Origin of the sequence: Streptomyces clavifer (assembly GCF_036345975.1) — a bacterium.
GTDB lineage: Bacteria > Actinomycetota > Actinomycetes > Streptomycetales > Streptomycetaceae > Streptomyces > Streptomyces clavifer.
In genome coordinates this window covers 147,281-162,624 of the sequence record NZ_CP107794.1, presented here as the reverse complement: position 1 = coordinate 162,624, position 15,344 = coordinate 147,281, and the positions used below count along the sequence as shown (strand labels likewise).

Here is a 15,344-nt window from a genome sequence, read left to right as displayed (position 1 = left end):
GTCGGCGGGATCGCGCCGCGTGCTCGTCCTCGTCCGCTTCGTTCCGACGGGCAGACAGCTCAGGAAGCAGCGAGCGTCGTGACGGGCCTGGAGGCCGAACGCGAACCCCTGCGCCCCGGCATTCTTGCCGTCACCAGCGCCTCGCCCTCCAGGGCCTGTTCCCCAGTCTGTGCCCCCTTGCTGCGGCGCAGCACCGCCTGGGCATACAGGCACTCCAGCTCACTGGCCTGAGTGCGCAGGCTGTCGGGTGTCGAGCCCGGGTAGTCCTGGAGGATCTTCCACCCGCTGTACCAGTTGGCGCTGTCGACGCTCGCGGGAAGGACCAGGGCGGCGGCTTCGAAGGCGGCAAGTTCGGCGAAGCCGCCCTGTCTCTCCTTTGAGAGGGAGGCCAGCCAGATTTTCAGTGCCGCAGCTTTGCGGGGGCGATCGCTGAATCGCGCGCTGAGCTTGCGGAGGCGTTTGGCGTGTTGGTGCAGGAGGAACGTGCCGAGCTGCGTAGCCAGAGCGCGGGCACGGGCGACCTCGCCAGGCGTGAAGTATCGGCCCAGTTCGGTGAGTTCCCGATCGCGGAGGTCTTCAGAGGGCTTGGTGTGCACGACCCGTATTGTGCTCCGCCTGACTCCCGACCGCGGGCAGCGCCACACCCCTGCACGGGCGCAGCTGGCGGTGCCTTCCAGCGGTACCGACGGGCGGCCGTCGGCTTCGGTGAGGACGCCGCGGCCGTGACAGCTTCTGGTCTATCCGGGTGAGCAAACCGCGCGGCCTTGGCATTCGGGTGTGCGGCGCCTCTACCGTGCGGCCATGGACTCCACCCCGATGCCCGAGCCGCTGCGGCGGGCGATCCACCAGCTTGTCTCCGAAGCCGTGCAGAACTGCCAGGAGGTGCTGCGGTACACCGAGCCCGACCAGGCGCACACCTGGAAGCGGATGACCCTGTACCGGTCCACGGATGCAGCGGACACCATGAACATGCTGGCCATGCTGATCGCTGCGTACAGCCAGCGCACCGGCACGTCGAAGAACGCGCTGGAGGCGTATCTCCAGCTCTTCCAGCAGCGCGACCGAGCCGCGGGGCCGAGCGACGGCGAGTGGGCACATCTGGCGGGTCTGCTGGGCGAGGAGGCGCCCGCCAGCGCGGGCGAGGCGAGGAGCTGGCCAAGCATGCAATTCCACGACGGGCGGACACACGCCGAATACGCGCAGCAGCCGGAGGACGACCCGCAGAAGCTGTTCACCGAGGCGTGTCTGCACGGGCTGAAGGCGCGGCTGTGTGAGGACGTCGACTCGCTGGACAGCTACCTGCCGCCGCAGATGGCCGCGATGGCCCGCAAGGTGGCCGAAGCTCTCGAAGTGCCGGAACTGGCGACGACGTAACGCCGGGACCGCGCGGTCGTTGGACAGCGCGAACCCGTACCGGGCCCCGGGGATGTCATGGCTGACCCCCCAGGGCCCGTGGTGTGTCCGGCTCCGGGTCAGCTCTTCCCGGCCGCCGTGGCGGCGAGCCAGTCGGCTGCTTCGGCGTCGGTCATCAGTAGGACCTGTGTCGGGTGGGCGGTGCCCTCCTTGACGACGTGGGCGCGGCCCGGGTGCGCGCTGCTCTTCGGGGCGGGCCGGCTACCGGGGCCAGGCGCCGCAGGTGTCGGCCGTGACCCGCGCCAGGATCACGGTGGCGAACAGCTCGTGGGCCGCCGCTCCGGGGACGCTGGCCTGGGAGTGTGCCGCGCACCGTCGGCCGGCGAGTGCCGCGCTCTCCGCGAGAAGCGGGGCACCTGGTGTGGCACTCCCGTCGCCCATACGGGCGGAACCCGCCACACCGGAGAAACTCCAAGGGCAGTCACTCGTCGCTACGGGCATGGAACCGATCGACGCACAGCACATCAGCGAACCCGGCCTCGTCGGTCCTCGACATCGGGCCTTGACCCCTGATGTTGAACACACGAGACACTGGATCCTGCGGATCTGAGAACGGACATCTCGTGGTCATGAAGAATTACCCGCCGCAGTTCAAGGCGGACGCGGTCGCGCTGTACGAGTCGCGGCCCGATGCGACGATCAGGTCGGTCGCCGCCGATCTGGGGATCAATCCGGAGACCCTGCGGAACTGGGTGAGGGCGGCCGGAGCGAGTCGTCCCCGGGGGCGCCGGACGCAGGAACCGGCTCAGCCGCCGGCACCGCTGGAGGCGGAGAACGCAGCTCTGCGGAAGAAGGTCCGCGAGCTCGAGGAGGAACGCGAGATCCTGCGGAACGCCGCCAAGTATTTCGCCGGGGAGACGCGCTGGTGAACCGCTTCCAGTGCGTCGCCGACCTCCAGCGCCGCTACGGCGTGAAGCGGCTGTGCACCATCCTCGGCGTCAGCCGCTCAAGCTTCTACTACTGGAGCCGGACAGCTGCGGACCGGGCCGCCCGGCAGGCAGCCGACGCGAGGCTGGCCGCCCGGATACGGGCGGTGCACCAGGAATCGGACGGCACTTACGGAGCCCCCCGGATCGCCGCCGAGCTCCGCGAGACGAGTGGTGAGGCGGTCAATCACAAACGCGTCGCAAGGCTCATGCGGGCGTCCGGGATCGAAGGGGTCCGGTTGCGGCGCCGGCACCGCACCACCGTCCCCGACCCAGCAGCGGCCAAGGCTCCGGACCTGATCGGCCGCGACTTCAGCGCCGAGAGGCCCAACACGAAGTACGTCGGCGACATCACCTACCTGCCCATCGACGGCGGGAACTTCTGCTATCTGGCGACCGTCATCGACCTTGCTTCGCGGCGACTGGCCGGCTGGGCGATCGCCGGCCACATGCGCGCGGATCTCGTGACCGACGCCCTGGCCGCGGCGATCCGCACCCGCGGCAGCCTCGCCGGATCGATCATGCACACCGACCACGGAGCCCAGTACACAAGCAGGGCATTCGCCGAAGCCTGCAGGTCAGCAGGGGTCCGGCAAAGCATGAGCGCGGTCGGGTCAAGCGCAGACAACGCACTCGCCGAGTCCTTCAACGCGACCTTCAAACGCGAGACGCTGCAAGGACGAAAGAGCTGGAGCAACGAACGCGAGGCCCGACTCGACGCCTTCAGATGGCTGAATCGCTACAACACCCGACGCCGACACTCCCGCCTCGGACAACGATCACCGATCGCCTTCGAGAACGCCTTTCACCTCACACCAACTACATTGGCACAAGCCGCATAACCCGTGTTCAGGATTCGGGGTCAAGGCCCATCACCGCGCCCGCCGAGGCAACCGCCCGCCAAGCAATGGCCGACCTCGAGCAGCACTGGGCTACGTCAGGCATCGGCCCCGTACGACGTACCCCAGGGACACTCGGCGTTACCGCCCGCGTCTACGCCAACATCTGCTGCCCCGTTCCCCCGGCATAATCGTCTTCTTCTTCAGAGGCCTTTGGCCGGTCCATGGCCGGGTGTGGACCGGCCAAGCGCCGGCTTCCACACCCGGGCGTGCTGCTACGCGGCCGGGGTGTACTGGACGGTGGTGTCCTCGCAGGGGCCTTCGGCGAACACCTTCAGCGCGTCCACTTCCGCGGTGTTGGCGGTGAGCTGCCAGCGGAGCTTGGTGGCCACCCACTCCCCCACGTACCGCCGGTGGGCGTCCGGGGCCGGGGGCATCCACTGGGCCGGGTCCTGATCAGCTTTCTGGCGGTTCTTACGGGCCGTCACCGCAACCAGCGAGGCCGCCGCGCCCTGATCGTTCGCGTACGCCTCACACGGCGTGCGGCGGTCCAGGCGGAGGCCCCGGAGTCCCACGGTTCGGCGAGGGGCACCACATCACCCGTTCCTTTGCCGTACATCTTTATGGACTCGTCGGCTGGTGCGCCTCTTGCCCGGCACGTTCCTCGGCCAGCTTCTTCAGCGCCCGGGCCCGCGCAGCGTCACTGGACCTCGCAGAGCCCTTGGCCGTCGACCTGGCTCGTAACCGGCTGACCTCGCTCAACCCGTCTCCGAAACGTGCTTCCGGCTCCCTCACCCGCTCCCGGATCTGACGCTGCGCCGCGACGCTGACCTGTGGATCCGCCGACTTCGCCGACGCCCAGGTGGCTCGATGTGCAGCGAGCGCCGCTCGATACCCGGCCGGAGGCTCGGATGCCGTGGCCGCGACCGGCCGACCTGGAGCCGCTTCGGTGGAGACCGGCTCGGCGGAAGTCTTGAATGCCGTCGCCGCGTGGGGGGACCGGGGCCCGGTGAGAACCGCGGGTCGCAGCACCTCCAGCTTGCGGACAGTGTCCGAGCCGATCACCTCGTTGATCTTGGCCACGATGTCGCGCTGGTAAAGGGTCAACTGGGTGGCGTAGGCGGGGATCGCGGGCAGCAGCTGGAGAGTACGTGTCGCTTCGTCATAGCCCACGGCCGCCGCCTTGCCGATCAGATGCGGGGCGATGGTGGGCCACTGATCGAGCACACTGCCGCCGGCCGCAGCCAGTTCCCACCCACGCTCGGTCACCATGCGGCTGATCGCGTCGCCGAAGGACAACGGATCCCGCCCAGCGCCGCCTCGAGGACGACGGGGTGCAGCAGCACCAGTGCAGCGCTTGGGCTGTGGTGCGGCTTTGGCTGCGGCGCGGGCAGCCCGGTAAGCGGCGCGCGCCAGGTCGACACCAGATGACGCTGTCTCGGTCATACCAGAACTCCCACCGTTGAGGTGCCGAGGAAAGCGGCGATGTCCGCGGCCGCATCGTGGTCGCCGAGGTCGTCCAGGCCCAGCTCGGCCTGCATCGCGGAGTACGTAGCCAGGCCCGCGGCGAGGCCGTCCATCACACTGCGGACCAGGTCCGGGCGGGGAGCGACGAACGCATGTGCCACGTCATCAGCCCAGGTCTCAGGTGTGCCCAGCACTGCCGCGGTGTGCTCCGCGGCAGCCTGCTTGGCCAGCTGGACGCGGATGTACTCAGCCGGACGGGCCGGGCGCCAGGTCAGCATCCATGAGTGGAGCTCCGCCGCAATCGTGTCGGCGTCCAGACCAGCGTCCAGCAGCGGACGCAGCACGTATTCGAGGCGTCGCAGCCGAACACCTTGAGTCCACTGGACACGGGCCCGCACCTGTCGGGTGATCCAGATACCGCGCTGCACCTGACGAGCCGTCCGTCGAGGCCCCTGGCCCTTGCTGCTGCTCTTTTCGGGGACGGGGGATGCGGTGGGGCTGCTCGCGCGCTGGCGCGAGGTGTCTTTATTACCACTCTCAACATCAGCTTCAGGTGATTGGTGGTACCGATCAGGAGAATGGGGCTCACGCACCCCTGTACTGGCGTTATCCACAGGCCGGTTATCCACAGGGATGCCGTGCTGCGGACCACGTGCGGCCGACGCCGCGACGGCACGCTCCCTGCCGGCCTCGGTCACCCCGCACACCCGGCCCTCGTAACCCGTCCCCGTCAGCCGGTGACCCATCGCCTCGTCGAACACGGCCGGAATGACCGCCCCGTAGATCGTCGCCGTCGCCATGTACGGCTTCCCCGGCAGAGCGATGTTCCGCTTCGACCCGTGGACCAGCCACACCAGTGCGCCCAGCTCGCGCAGCACCTTCACGTGCCGCTTCACCGTCGCCTCCGACGTATCAGTCCGCCGGGCCGCGCCCGCCAGGTCGTAGACGACGATCCCGCGCCGGTAGTCCATCCGGGCCGCGAGATCCCGAGCGACCACGAGCGTCGTCGGACCGGCACCGTCATGCAGCCCAGCAGCCACCAGCCACACCACCGCACGCAGCCACGCCCGCGGCTCAGCACGCCGCGACCGCGTCCAGACGATGTCCTGCTCCCTGCCCACCACACGGACTTGCCGCACCTCCGGCAGACCCCGCCGGGGCGTCTTCGGCTGCGCCGCGTTCCACTGCCCGGGAACCCCTTCCCGCAGCTCGTCGACCGAGTCGTCGACGTCCTCACGCAGCGGGTCGTCCAACACGGCGGCCGACGCCTCGCCCGCGCTCACAGGGCACCACCGCTATACCGGGTGACTGACCGGTATGCGGTCGAATACCTCTGCAGCGCGAATGGTGCAAAGCGTGACGAATCGAATGGCGATCCCGTCACACGGGACGATCCGGATGGCCAAACCCACTCGAAACGGGCAGGGGTCCGCTTTCCATAAACAGGGAGATCAGGCACTATGGCGGGGACACCAACTTCATATCGGAAGCTCAGACCATGACCAGCCCCCTTGTGGGACCGGCCATGATCACGTGGACCCCCGAGCCCGACGGCCTGCCAAAGCCACCGGAACCCGGGGTGAAACCGACACCGAACTTCACAGGCCCCCTGCCACGGGAAGCCCTAGAAGCTCTGTTGTTGACCCAGACCTGCGGCTCCCTGCCATAGGAGCCCCAAGGAACTGGGGTGGAGCGACCCCCGCTGCCAGGCGGGAGTGGAGTTGCTATGAGGAAAGACCCAGCTCAGTGAGCTGGAGCCCAGAACCGGTGCCAACCGGGGACTGGGCGGCCGACCTGAGGTCGGCGCAATGGGCCGCGCGAGGCCGAAGTGGATTCCCGTCCACCTCATAAGCGCGCGCGGCCGATGACCTAGGTCATCCCGACCCCCTCGATACCGAAGGTGGAGTCGGCCTGCCCGGAAACGGCCAAAGCCGCGAGGTCACCCTTCATCGGACGACCCCTCGATGGCAGCGTCCGGATACTTCGCGGCGAGCTTCCGAAGAAAATGCGCGTACGCGAGTCGATTTCCTCGATGCGGCTGCGTGGTCCCGGCCTCCCAGCGTGCGATGGCAAGACGCTTGACACCGATGGCCTCAGCCACTTCGGACTGCGTCAGGCCAGCGGCGAGCCGGAGCTGCTGGCGGACCTTGAGCGCGGGGAGGGTGTCCTCCTCCACCAGGGCGTCAATTCGCCTCAGCGGATCAGACATCGGGACCTCCACCGTAGGCAATGATTCCCGAAAAGATACATGATCCGGACGATCTTTGGTAGCGAGAACGAGTGTGTTGCCGTGCGAGATACCTATCGGCCCCATCCGGCTCCCCTTCCTCCGCTGATGACGGTCCCGCTCATGACGTGAGAACGCGCAGGTGGAACCCGTTGGCGCCCTCGAATCGGAACAGATCTCGAGCGGCAGTTCCAGCGCGATCCGACATACAGTCCGGCTGCTCCCGTGTGACGGGACGGAGATTCGTGACCCGACCCGCCACGCGGGAAGCAGAAGCCCGCGACGCGCGGAGGTCAGCTGTCGCACAGACACTTCCACGCCCCCTTGTAGGTTGGGCATTCGCGCTCCATGCGCTCTTGCACCCGTGACGGGTCCTCAGGAAACCAATCAGCCACTCCTGCAGCGTGACGTCGTGATAGCGCACATTGTGTTTCGGCTGACGTGGGCCGGAGCGTTCTGCTTCCTCCACTGGCGCAGGAGGTCCTGCTCGCTGACCTCCTGGTGGTCGGGGAGCCGAACCATCAGAGCGCGTACCGCGTCGGACTGCGACCAGTCGCGTGCCGTGCGCTCTTCGACCATCCGGCGCGCCCAGTCGGGACGCTCATCCATCGCCGTTCCCCTTCCCCATACGGTCCAGCGGTGCAGCCTGCGCCCCGACAAGGTGATGCCCGCGGAGCGGAAGCCGGCCCTTCTGCGGCCGAGCATGGCACGCACCCTTGATCGCGCGGAGGTGACAAGTGGCGGTGCCATTCCGAATGGCACCGGCCGATGTCACTTTCCGCAGTCGCAGTACCCAAGCACGGTCATTGAGCGCCGGGAGTTGCGAATGGGAGGCAGGGTCAATGCGGGCCACCATCCGTGGAAGGACGTGCACGGCGAAGCTCCGCCAGTACGTGCGCCGGGTCTCCGTCGTACACGATGTGCGGTTCGTCGGCGGTGGGCGCCTCGAAGCGGTTTGCATGTCGAATTAGGTCGTCCTCGCTGAAAGAGATGCTGTTCGCGTCGACCAGCGACTTCGCGTTGCGCTTTCGGATCCTTTCCCAGCGCACCTCATGAGGCGCAGGCAGGTAGATCAGCACAGGCTCGCCGCCAGCCTCCATAACGGTTGCCGCCCACAAGGCACGCTCTTCCCGTGTCCAGAACCCGTGGTCGACTACGACCTCGTGTCCGGCCGCCAGGAGCTGCTGTACCTCCAAGGCGATGTCCTTGAGAACGGGCGCCTCCCGGACAAGAAACTCGCCGCGGGGGAAGTCGCGACCGTAGTGCCCGTAGCGGCGGAACATCTCCTCATCAGGGCAGAGACGTCGGAAGCCGGTCTCCTCAAAGGCGCGGGCGAGGGTCGTTTTGCCAGCACCCTGCAGGCCGGTCATGAGGATCGCGCGAGGCGCAGGTCCCGGCCGGCCGGACAAGGCTGCGGAGATGCGGCTGATCTCGAATCGTCCTTCCAGGGTGAGGGTGTCGGTGCGTTCAGCTCGAAGGAGCTCACCAATGCGCCCTTCGAGGCAGCTGACGAGGGTGTCGTCCAAGAGGACGGCGTCGTCGGCGTTCACCGAAACACCTCCGTCGTGGTGCGCCGCGTGCGGCCAGGAGCACCCAGGTCTACTCCGTACTCGAGGACTTGGCCGCCGACGTCCATGAACTTGGCGGTCAGCACCAGGATCGCCGCCACGGTTTCGGCGTCCAGCTTCAGGAGCTCCAGGTCTTCCTTCGTGGCGATGCGAGCGGTCTCTTCATCCACGCGCTGCTCGACCTGCCGCCCCGTGGCCTCCGCAATGAGGTCCAGCGACAGCCCGCCCTTAAGGCGCTCGCTGCGCGCGAGCTCGGGCAGCACCTGGGCGAACTCCGCCGGGATCCAGGATGTTGAGTGGGAGACGATCCCGTGAGCATCCCGGTAGACGCGGCTGCGACGAATCACGTCCTCACCCGGCTCGATGCTGAGCGCATCAGCGACGTCCTCAGGGGCCGGCACCATGCCAGCGGTGTGGCCGGAGGACTTCTCCCCCACGCCCCACGACGACTTCGTCCTGCTGCTCCGATCGTGGCGCTCCGATCCGGATGCGAGCGACACTGGACTCGCCATGACCTCGGTGCCGACGCCCGGGATGCCGTTGACCAGCTTCTCGTCTCTCAGCAGTTTCATAGCGCGGTCGGCCGTTGCGGTGCTGACCTGCCACTGATCTGCCAGGGCTCGAATGCTGGGCAGCAGGTCGCCCGGCGCGAGCTCACCGGAGCTGATGAGGTCGCGGTAGTGACCCGCGATGCGCGCGTATGGCGGTCGATTGTCGGCCCGCGGTTGCCCTGGCATGTCGCCTCGCCTCCTTCTCTTCCGTCTAGATGCCTCACTATACCGCTTGACACCTGAGGGTACCTGAGGCAACCTGATGTATGTAGGCCTCGGTGATCCTCTGGGAGCACCGAGTGAGTACCACCCGTACGACCGTAGGAAGTCGTCCGCCTCACAAGAGGGGGCCGGGGTTGATGGCACCAACAAATCCCCCGGGTTCTCGACTCTCCACTGCACGTCGCAGCGCTATGCGCTGTCCGTCCGCCAGGACGCCGGGGTCACCCGTGCGGCCTGACGGGCGGAGAGAGCACCGCGACGCAGCCCTTCCCCTTCGCACATGAGGAGATCCCGCATGTCCATCCATGCCGCGGTGCCCACCGCAAAGGAACGCCTCCGACGGACCCGCACGAAGCGGGTCAGCGCCCTCCCCGCCCTCAAGCTCTCCGAGCTCCCGCTCCATCACATCGACCTCCGCAACCCGCTCAAGGCCGTACTCGTCTGCCAGGACTGCGAGACCTGGGTGCCGATCACCGGCATGCAGAGCAAGGTCCAGAAGCTGGTCCCGCACCACACCGGCAAGGCCCACGTCGCCGCCGCACTCCACTGCCGGAGCAGCAACCGCCGAATCGAGTTCGACATGACGATCCCCGAATGGCGCCGGGCCCTGACCGACGCCGTGAAGGAATCCTCCAGTCGTACGGCTACCACAGTGCTGCCCAAAGCGTTCAGCCCGCGGACCGACCGGGCCCTGCGAGCTCGTGCCGAACGCACGCCAGCCGGGCGCCTGGCCGACTGGAACACGGTGCTGCCCCGCATGGCCGACACCGACAAGAACCGACGGGTGGTGCCCGCTGGTGACGTCCCGGCGGAGGGACCCGAGGTCCCGCTGGAAAAGCTCCGCCCCCAGCGCTCCGCGCGCTAAAGCACCTGCCCGAACGACCGCAGCCCTGGCCATCCCGACCGATCGGGATGGCCAGGGCCGCGGCTGCTCGTACAGCAGCCCGGGGCCAACCGGCCCTGAACACGACGAACCCCCCGGGGCGCAACCCGGGGGGCCGTCTTCGCAGCTCACCCTCTGTAGAAGGGCAACCCACGCATGCACAGGATGACATCCACTCAGGCCCGGCATACACGCCGGGCCGTACTCCAGGCCGCCGTCGACGGTTACGCACGCTGCCGCGGCGCGGACATCGACGTGGACCTTTTCTTCCGCGGCGACGGTGAGCAGCACACCACCTGGCAGGCCCGGCGGACCGAGGCGCTGTGTTTCTGTGCGGGCTGCCCGGTGCGGGCTGCGTGCGAGGAGCTCGCGCTGCGGGACGGCGAGGGCCGGGCGGACCGTGACGACATGGTGCGTGGTGGCCGGACCGGTGCCGGACTTGCCGCCGCCCGCACCGCCCAGGCCGTACGCCTGTCGGCCGCGGTCGATGCCGACCGGGACACCGAGGGTCGTCTCCTCGACCGGCTCACCGTTGAGTTGTCCGTGGCGGCCACGGCCGACACGGACAGGACCGTCCACGGCCGTCGGGTCCCGCCCGCACAGGTCCTGGAGCAGCAGAACACTCGGGTCCGTGCCCTTGCGTCGCAGATCGCGCAGATCCGCACCGCCCGCCGGGCGCGCGCCGGCTGGGGGGTGGCGGCATGAGCACCACCACCCTCATCCCCCGGGCCGAACGGGCGGCGGACGTCGGTCATGAGATCGGCCGGCAGGACGACCGCGCCGGAGACGACGGCCGCGGATACGTGCGCGACGAGACCGACCGGTTCCACCAGTACGTCCACGGCCTGGTCGTCGACGGCGACACCCGCGCCCGCACGGCCGGCCGTCAGGCACGGCGCACCCTCGCCGAGATGGCCCCCGGCTACAAGCGCCAGCCCGTTCTGCTCCTCACCCGCCCGCTCGTTTTCGGATCGGAGACCTCCCGATGATCACGATCACCGCCTCGCTCACCGACGCGGAGCGCGAGGAGCTCTCCAGGAAGAACGCGGAGCAGAACAAGAGGTCGAAGGACAACCGCCGATGACGCTGCCAATGCGGCCGACGCCGCACGAGCGTGACGGCCGAACCGAGACGCCCCCGGCACCGGCGCAGCCACACTCCACCACGCCCGCCATCAGGGAGTCCTGATCAGGCACATACTGACCGCCCGCGCCGCACAGCACCTCGCGGCGCGGGCGGTCACTGTATGCGGCCTGACCCACCCGCTCACCCACATCCTGCTCGCAACTGCCGCCACAGCGGCCGCGCAGGCGTGGGACGCCGGGCATCGCGTTACCGACCTCCACCCCCGCACGAACTGATCGGAAACCAGCCGGTGGCTGACAGCCTCCACACCCGCTACATGGCCGCATCCGACACCTGGCGCGCCCACCGCAAGGGCTGCGAGCCCTGCCAGACCAAGCAGCCCTGCGAGACCGGCGCCCCGCTCCTCGAGCGGTTCGTCCGACTGCAGGACGCCTACCTCACCCACCTCCGCAACCGCCCCTGAGGAGCACTCATGGCACCCCACTCCCCGCACGCCGCTGGTACGACCGGGCGTCTTCCGGACGCATTGTGCGCGCACACCCCGCAGTGCCCGACCGCCGACAGCCCGGACCGTGAGGCCGCGCAGGTCGTGGCCGCTCACCCGGAACAGGGCTGGAGTCTGCTGTGCAACGCCCTGGTGATCTTCGAGGACACCGGCGAGCTGCTGCCCGACAACCAGGTCGTCGCCCCGCACCGGCCGCTCGCCGCGGCCTGACGGCTGCCTGATCCGCCCGACCCGACCGCCGAACACCGGCGGTCGGGTCGGGCGGTGACGGGGAGCCGGACAGCCCGGACCAGACCACGAGATCGAGGCCCACATGCCCAAGACAACATCGCCCGACCTTTCCACCGAGACCACTGCTGCGGTGTTCACCGCCGAGACGCTGCGCACCGCGGCCGGCCTCACTGCCGACGCCTACCGGCCGGTGTGGACCGGCCCGTCCGGCGAGGAATCCACCGGCGAGGCCGTCGCCCGACACCTGGACGCCACCATCGCTCTCCTCCACCAGGACGGCTGGGCCCGGACCACGAACTACCGCACCACGCACAGCGAGGACCTGCCCGCCGACGACGACAAGATGACGGTCAAGGACATGCTCCGGGCCCTCATGCGGCTGATCCGGGACGAGACCGACGCCCCGGCCTCACCGCTCTCGCTGCACACCGCGCTGAACCGCGTCGGCCAGGGAGACCACGGCGACACGGACACCGCGTGGATCGCGGGGACCGTGCTGGACGTCGTGATCCGTGCCCACACCGGATCCGATTCCGCCCGCTCCGCGCCGTGGTCGGAACGGCAGCACCGCACCCACGCGGACATCACCGCCCTGCTCACCGTCGGCGCCGAGTTCGCCCGCGCCTACGGGCCCGGCCAAGAAACGGCTGCCGCCTGACTCACAGGGAGCGCAACGGCCGTCCGGGGCCTCGGCATTCGAGCTGCCGGGGCCCCGGAGGGCCTGGTCACGACCTTACCCACCGCCGTAGATCCACGGTGACCTCTTGTACGGAGGCGCCCGGAAGAGAGAGGACACCCCGTGGCCACCAAGCCCGCCACCCGCCGCAGGCGCCAGCCCGCGGCTACCACAAAGCCCCGAAGCACCGGGCGCGCCAAGGCACCGGCGACGCCGGCTTCCGCCGCCCCCGAGGAGACGGTGCCGCTGGTGTTCCCGGAGGCCGACCCGGTCCTGGCCGACGCCGCCGACCGCGCCGCCGACCTCCGGGACCTGGCCGCCGACGACGTCACGCGGATCCTCGCCGACGGCGAGGTGCTTGCCACCGAGCTGCTGGACGGCGCCCGCACCGAGGCGGCCTCGATCACCGAGGCCGCCAACGCGGAGCAGTCCCGCCTCCTGGCCGCTGCCGCGACGGACGCCGACCGGGTCCGCACGGAGGCCGCCACCACCGCGGCCGCCGGCGCCGACCAGGTCCGCGCAGCCACCGAAGCCACGGTGGAGCAGCTGCTCGCCGACGCGCGCCGCGACGCCGACACCGTCACGACGACAGCAACCGGTGAGGTCGACCAGGTCCTCGCCGACGCCAACGCGGCTGCCGAGCAGCTGCTGGCCGACGCCCGCCGCCAGGCGCAGGAGGTCGCCACCACGGCGGCTGCGCAGGCGGAGCAGGTCCGCGCCGAGGCCGCGCAGACCGCCGCGAGGGCCCTCGCCGACGCGGAGGGCGTGCGCGCCGAGCTGCTTGCGGCTGCGAAGTCCACCGCGGTGGAGACCCGCACCCGCGCCACCACCGACGCCGAACAGCTCCTGGAGCAGGCTCGGCGCGAGGCCGACCAGCTGCGCGAGAGCGCGGGCGCCCAGGCCGCGCAGGTGAAGGCCGGGGCTGAGAAGGCGGCAGCCGAGCTGCGTGAGGACGCCACCCGCGAGCGGGAGGCGTCCCGTGCGGATGCGGCGCGTACGCGGACGCTGGCTAAGGAGGACATCGGCCGGCTGCGGGCTACGGCGGCCGAGGACGTCGAGCGCCTGACCCGCACCGCCCGCGAGGAAGCCGATCGGATCCTGGCCGCCGCCCACGCCCGGCAGGAGGCGCAGCTCAAGGAAGCCGAGCAGGCCCTCTCTCAGGCCCGGCTGAGGAAGGCGGATGCGGACCTCACGCTGAAGGCCGCCGACGACATGGTGGCTGAGGCTGCCGCGCGGATGAAGCGCGCCACCGACCGCACGGAGCAGGCCATGGAGCGTAAGCGCCTCAAGCTCCAGGCCGCCACGGAGCGCGGGGAGGCGAAGGAAGCCCGTCGGGCGAAGTCCCGTGAGGGGCGGGCCACGGCCCGGGCGGGCAAGCCGGCCGTGGCCGACCGTGCCAAGGCCTTCGTGAAGGTGAACGCGGAGCGGTTGATGGTGATCGGTCCGATCACCGCGCCGATGGCCGTGGCGTGGACGGGGCAGGCCGGGTTCGCCGAGGACATCCTCGGCTGGGTCGTCCCCTTCACGATTTTGTTCGCCGCCGCGTGGGAGCTGTCGACGGCCTTCGTGGGCTGGATGTACCACCAGGCCCGCCAGGGCGGCGACGCCGGAACCCTCTACCGCGTCAGCACATGGATCTTCGCCCTGGGCGCCGCGGTCATGAACTTCTGGCACGCCTCCGGGCAGCCGGTGCCGGGCAGCCGGGTCTGGGACGCGAAGGAGGAGATCTGGACGGAGCAGATCACCTACTGGCACTTCACCCCGAAGGCCGTCGCGTTCGCCGCGATGAGCATCGTGGGCATGGTGCTGTGGGAGCTGTACGCCTCGCTGATCCACCGCCGCAAGCTCCGTGAGGACGGCAGGGTCGCCAAGGCCCGCCCGTCGATCGGCGCGGTCCGCTGGCTGCGCTACCCGGTCCACTCCTTCACCGCATGGTCGCTCGCGATCACGGACCCGCGGCTGACCACGCTGGACCGGGCCTGGACCGCAGCGGGCGCGGAGCTCGCGGACCGCAAGGCGGACCGGACCGGTCTGGCCCGGCACCGAGTCGTCGTTCCCCGCCTCGCGGCCGACGACCACGGACCGGCAGCCATTCCCACCGTCCTCACCCTGACCCGCCTGGACCGGTCGGGACCGCTGGACAGCCTGGTTCCGGTCCGCCCGGTCCAGCACGGCGGGTACGCGGTCCGGTCCGGTCCGGGCGACCGGAACGCGGTCCACGGTCCGGTCCGGACCGCAGGGGCCACGGACCGGACCGGCGGACCGGCGCTCGCTCTGGAGTCCGGTCCGGCCGGAACGCAGGGTGCTGACCTGCTGACCGGTTCCGGTCCGGACCGCAGTCCCCGGTCCGCGCCCGCCACTGGGAACGCTCCGGGTGCACGCGGGGTGACGGTCCGGACCGCGACCTCTACTCCCGGTCCGCAGGAGTCGGTCCGGACCGGACCGGACACCCTGCGGGTCCCGACCGGTACATCCGGTCCGGACCGCGAGGAGGCAGGTGGTCCGGACCGCACGGTCATCACGCTCACGGACCAGGAGCGGACCGCGCTGGACCGGCTCCGGACCGCGAACGAGCCGCTGAACCGGACCAACATCGCCAAGGCGGTCCGGACCGAGGGCGGCACCATCGCCACGGACCGCGCCGGACAGATCGCGGTCGCCCTCAAGCAGCACACGGTCCGCTGACCGGACCGGGCGGACCGGGCGGACCGGACCGGACCGGACCGGACCGCCCGCGCAACGCACCTGCC

The 15,344-nt window shown here is 69.8% G+C and carries 16 protein-coding genes and 1 pseudogene; 9 read left to right on the top strand and 8 right to left on the bottom strand.

The genetic code is table 11. The annotated features are described in order from the left end of the window. Nucleotides 1-59 precede the first annotated feature (59 nt). Nucleotides 60-596: a hypothetical protein gene (locus OG927_RS34395; protein ID WP_330321459.1), complete on the bottom strand. Its 537-nt coding sequence runs from the start codon at nt 594-596 to the stop codon at nt 60-62. 205 nt (nt 597-801) lie between these two features. Here OG927_RS34395 and OG927_RS34390 point away from each other — a divergent pair, with 205 nt between their 5' ends. After that, complete coding sequence (locus tag OG927_RS34390) at nt 802-1,374, top strand: hypothetical protein (RefSeq protein ID WP_330321458.1); 573 nt, start codon at nt 802-804, stop codon at nt 1,372-1,374. Between the two features lie 240 nt (nt 1,375-1,614). Here the strand turns inward: OG927_RS34390 and OG927_RS34385 are convergent, their stop codons facing one another. Beyond that, nucleotides 1,615-1,794 (bottom strand): hypothetical protein, encoded by a 180-nt coding sequence (locus tag OG927_RS34385; RefSeq protein ID WP_330321457.1) that lies wholly within the window; start codon nt 1,792-1,794, stop codon nt 1,615-1,617. A 182-nt stretch (nt 1,795-1,976) separates the two neighbouring features. On the opposite strand from OG927_RS34385, the gene OG927_RS34380 reads away from it, so the two are divergent. Further along, nucleotides 1,977-3,181, top strand: a protein-coding gene (locus OG927_RS34380) for an IS3 family transposase (RefSeq protein ID WP_330321388.1) whose coding sequence is annotated in 2 segments (ribosomal slippage) — nt 1,977-2,268 and nt 2,268-3,181 — 1,206 coding nt in all. Because the reading frame shifts where the segments join, the coding sequence is not laid out codon by codon here. A 272-nt stretch (nt 3,182-3,453) separates the two neighbouring features. On the opposite strand, the pseudogene OG927_RS34370 reads toward OG927_RS34380, so the two are convergent. From OG927_RS34370 to OG927_RS34345, 6 genes and pseudogenes are all read right to left on the bottom strand, one after another. After that, nucleotides 3,454-3,773: pseudogene (locus tag OG927_RS34370) on the bottom strand (HNH endonuclease); the annotation flags it as partial. A gap of 26 nt (nt 3,774-3,799) precedes the next feature. Further along, the gene (locus OG927_RS34365) at nt 3,800-4,477 is read right to left on the bottom strand and encodes a DciA family protein (protein WP_330321455.1); all 678 of its coding nucleotides are present in this window, start codon (nt 4,475-4,477) and stop codon (nt 3,800-3,802) included. Between the two features lie 143 nt (nt 4,478-4,620). Beyond that, nucleotides 4,621-5,898 carry a cell wall protein gene (locus tag OG927_RS34360; protein WP_330321454.1) on the bottom strand — a complete coding sequence of 426 codons (1,278 nt, stop codon included), beginning with the start codon at nt 5,896-5,898 and terminating at the stop codon, nt 4,621-4,623. 686 nt (nt 5,899-6,584) lie between these two features. Continuing rightward, the gene (locus OG927_RS34355) at nt 6,585-6,854 is read right to left on the bottom strand and encodes a helix-turn-helix transcriptional regulator (RefSeq protein ID WP_330321453.1); all 270 of its coding nucleotides are present in this window, start codon (nt 6,852-6,854) and stop codon (nt 6,585-6,587) included. A gap of 857 nt (nt 6,855-7,711) precedes the next feature. Further along, nucleotides 7,712-8,422: an AAA family ATPase gene (locus tag OG927_RS34350; RefSeq protein WP_330321452.1), complete on the bottom strand. Its 711-nt coding sequence runs from the start codon at nt 8,420-8,422 to the stop codon at nt 7,712-7,714. Further along, nucleotides 8,419-9,177 (bottom strand): GntR family transcriptional regulator, encoded by a 759-nt coding sequence (locus OG927_RS34345; protein WP_330321451.1) that lies wholly within the window; start codon nt 9,175-9,177, stop codon nt 8,419-8,421. Before OG927_RS34345 ends, OG927_RS34350 begins: the two co-directional genes overlap by 4 nt. 331 nt (nt 9,178-9,508) lie before the next feature. On the opposite strand from OG927_RS34345, the gene OG927_RS34340 reads away from it, so the two are divergent. From OG927_RS34340 to OG927_RS34310, 7 genes are all read left to right on the top strand, one after another. Further along, nucleotides 9,509-10,078, top strand: coding sequence for a hypothetical protein (locus OG927_RS34340; RefSeq protein WP_330321450.1), 570 nt, complete (start codon nt 9,509-9,511; stop codon nt 10,076-10,078). Between the two features lie 183 nt (nt 10,079-10,261). Continuing rightward, on the top strand, nt 10,262-10,801 hold the full coding sequence (locus OG927_RS34335) for a WhiB family transcriptional regulator (protein WP_330321449.1): 540 nt from the start codon (nt 10,262-10,264) through the stop codon (nt 10,799-10,801). Continuing rightward, a complete protein-coding gene (locus OG927_RS34330; protein WP_330321448.1) occupies nt 10,798-11,085 on the top strand; it encodes a hypothetical protein in 288 nt (95 codons plus the stop codon). The genes OG927_RS34335 and OG927_RS34330 overlap by 4 nt, the downstream gene beginning before the upstream one ends. Before the next feature lie 386 nt (nt 11,086-11,471). After that, the gene (locus OG927_RS34325; RefSeq protein ID WP_209471520.1) at nt 11,472-11,645 is read left to right on the top strand and encodes a hypothetical protein; all 174 of its coding nucleotides are present in this window, start codon (nt 11,472-11,474) and stop codon (nt 11,643-11,645) included. A gap of 63 nt (nt 11,646-11,708) precedes the next feature. After that, entirely contained in the window at nt 11,709-11,897 is a 189-nt protein-coding gene (locus OG927_RS34320) for a DUF5999 family protein (RefSeq protein WP_330321616.1), read from the top strand. Nucleotides 11,898-12,000: 103 nt separating this feature from the next. Beyond that, on the top strand, nt 12,001-12,576 hold the full coding sequence (locus OG927_RS34315; RefSeq protein WP_330321447.1) for a DUF6197 family protein: 576 nt from the start codon (nt 12,001-12,003) through the stop codon (nt 12,574-12,576). A 141-nt stretch (nt 12,577-12,717) separates the two neighbouring features. Beyond that, nucleotides 12,718-15,279, top strand: coding sequence for a hypothetical protein (locus tag OG927_RS34310; protein WP_330321446.1), 2,562 nt, complete (start codon nt 12,718-12,720; stop codon nt 15,277-15,279). Nucleotides 15,280-15,344: the final 65 nt, after the last annotated feature.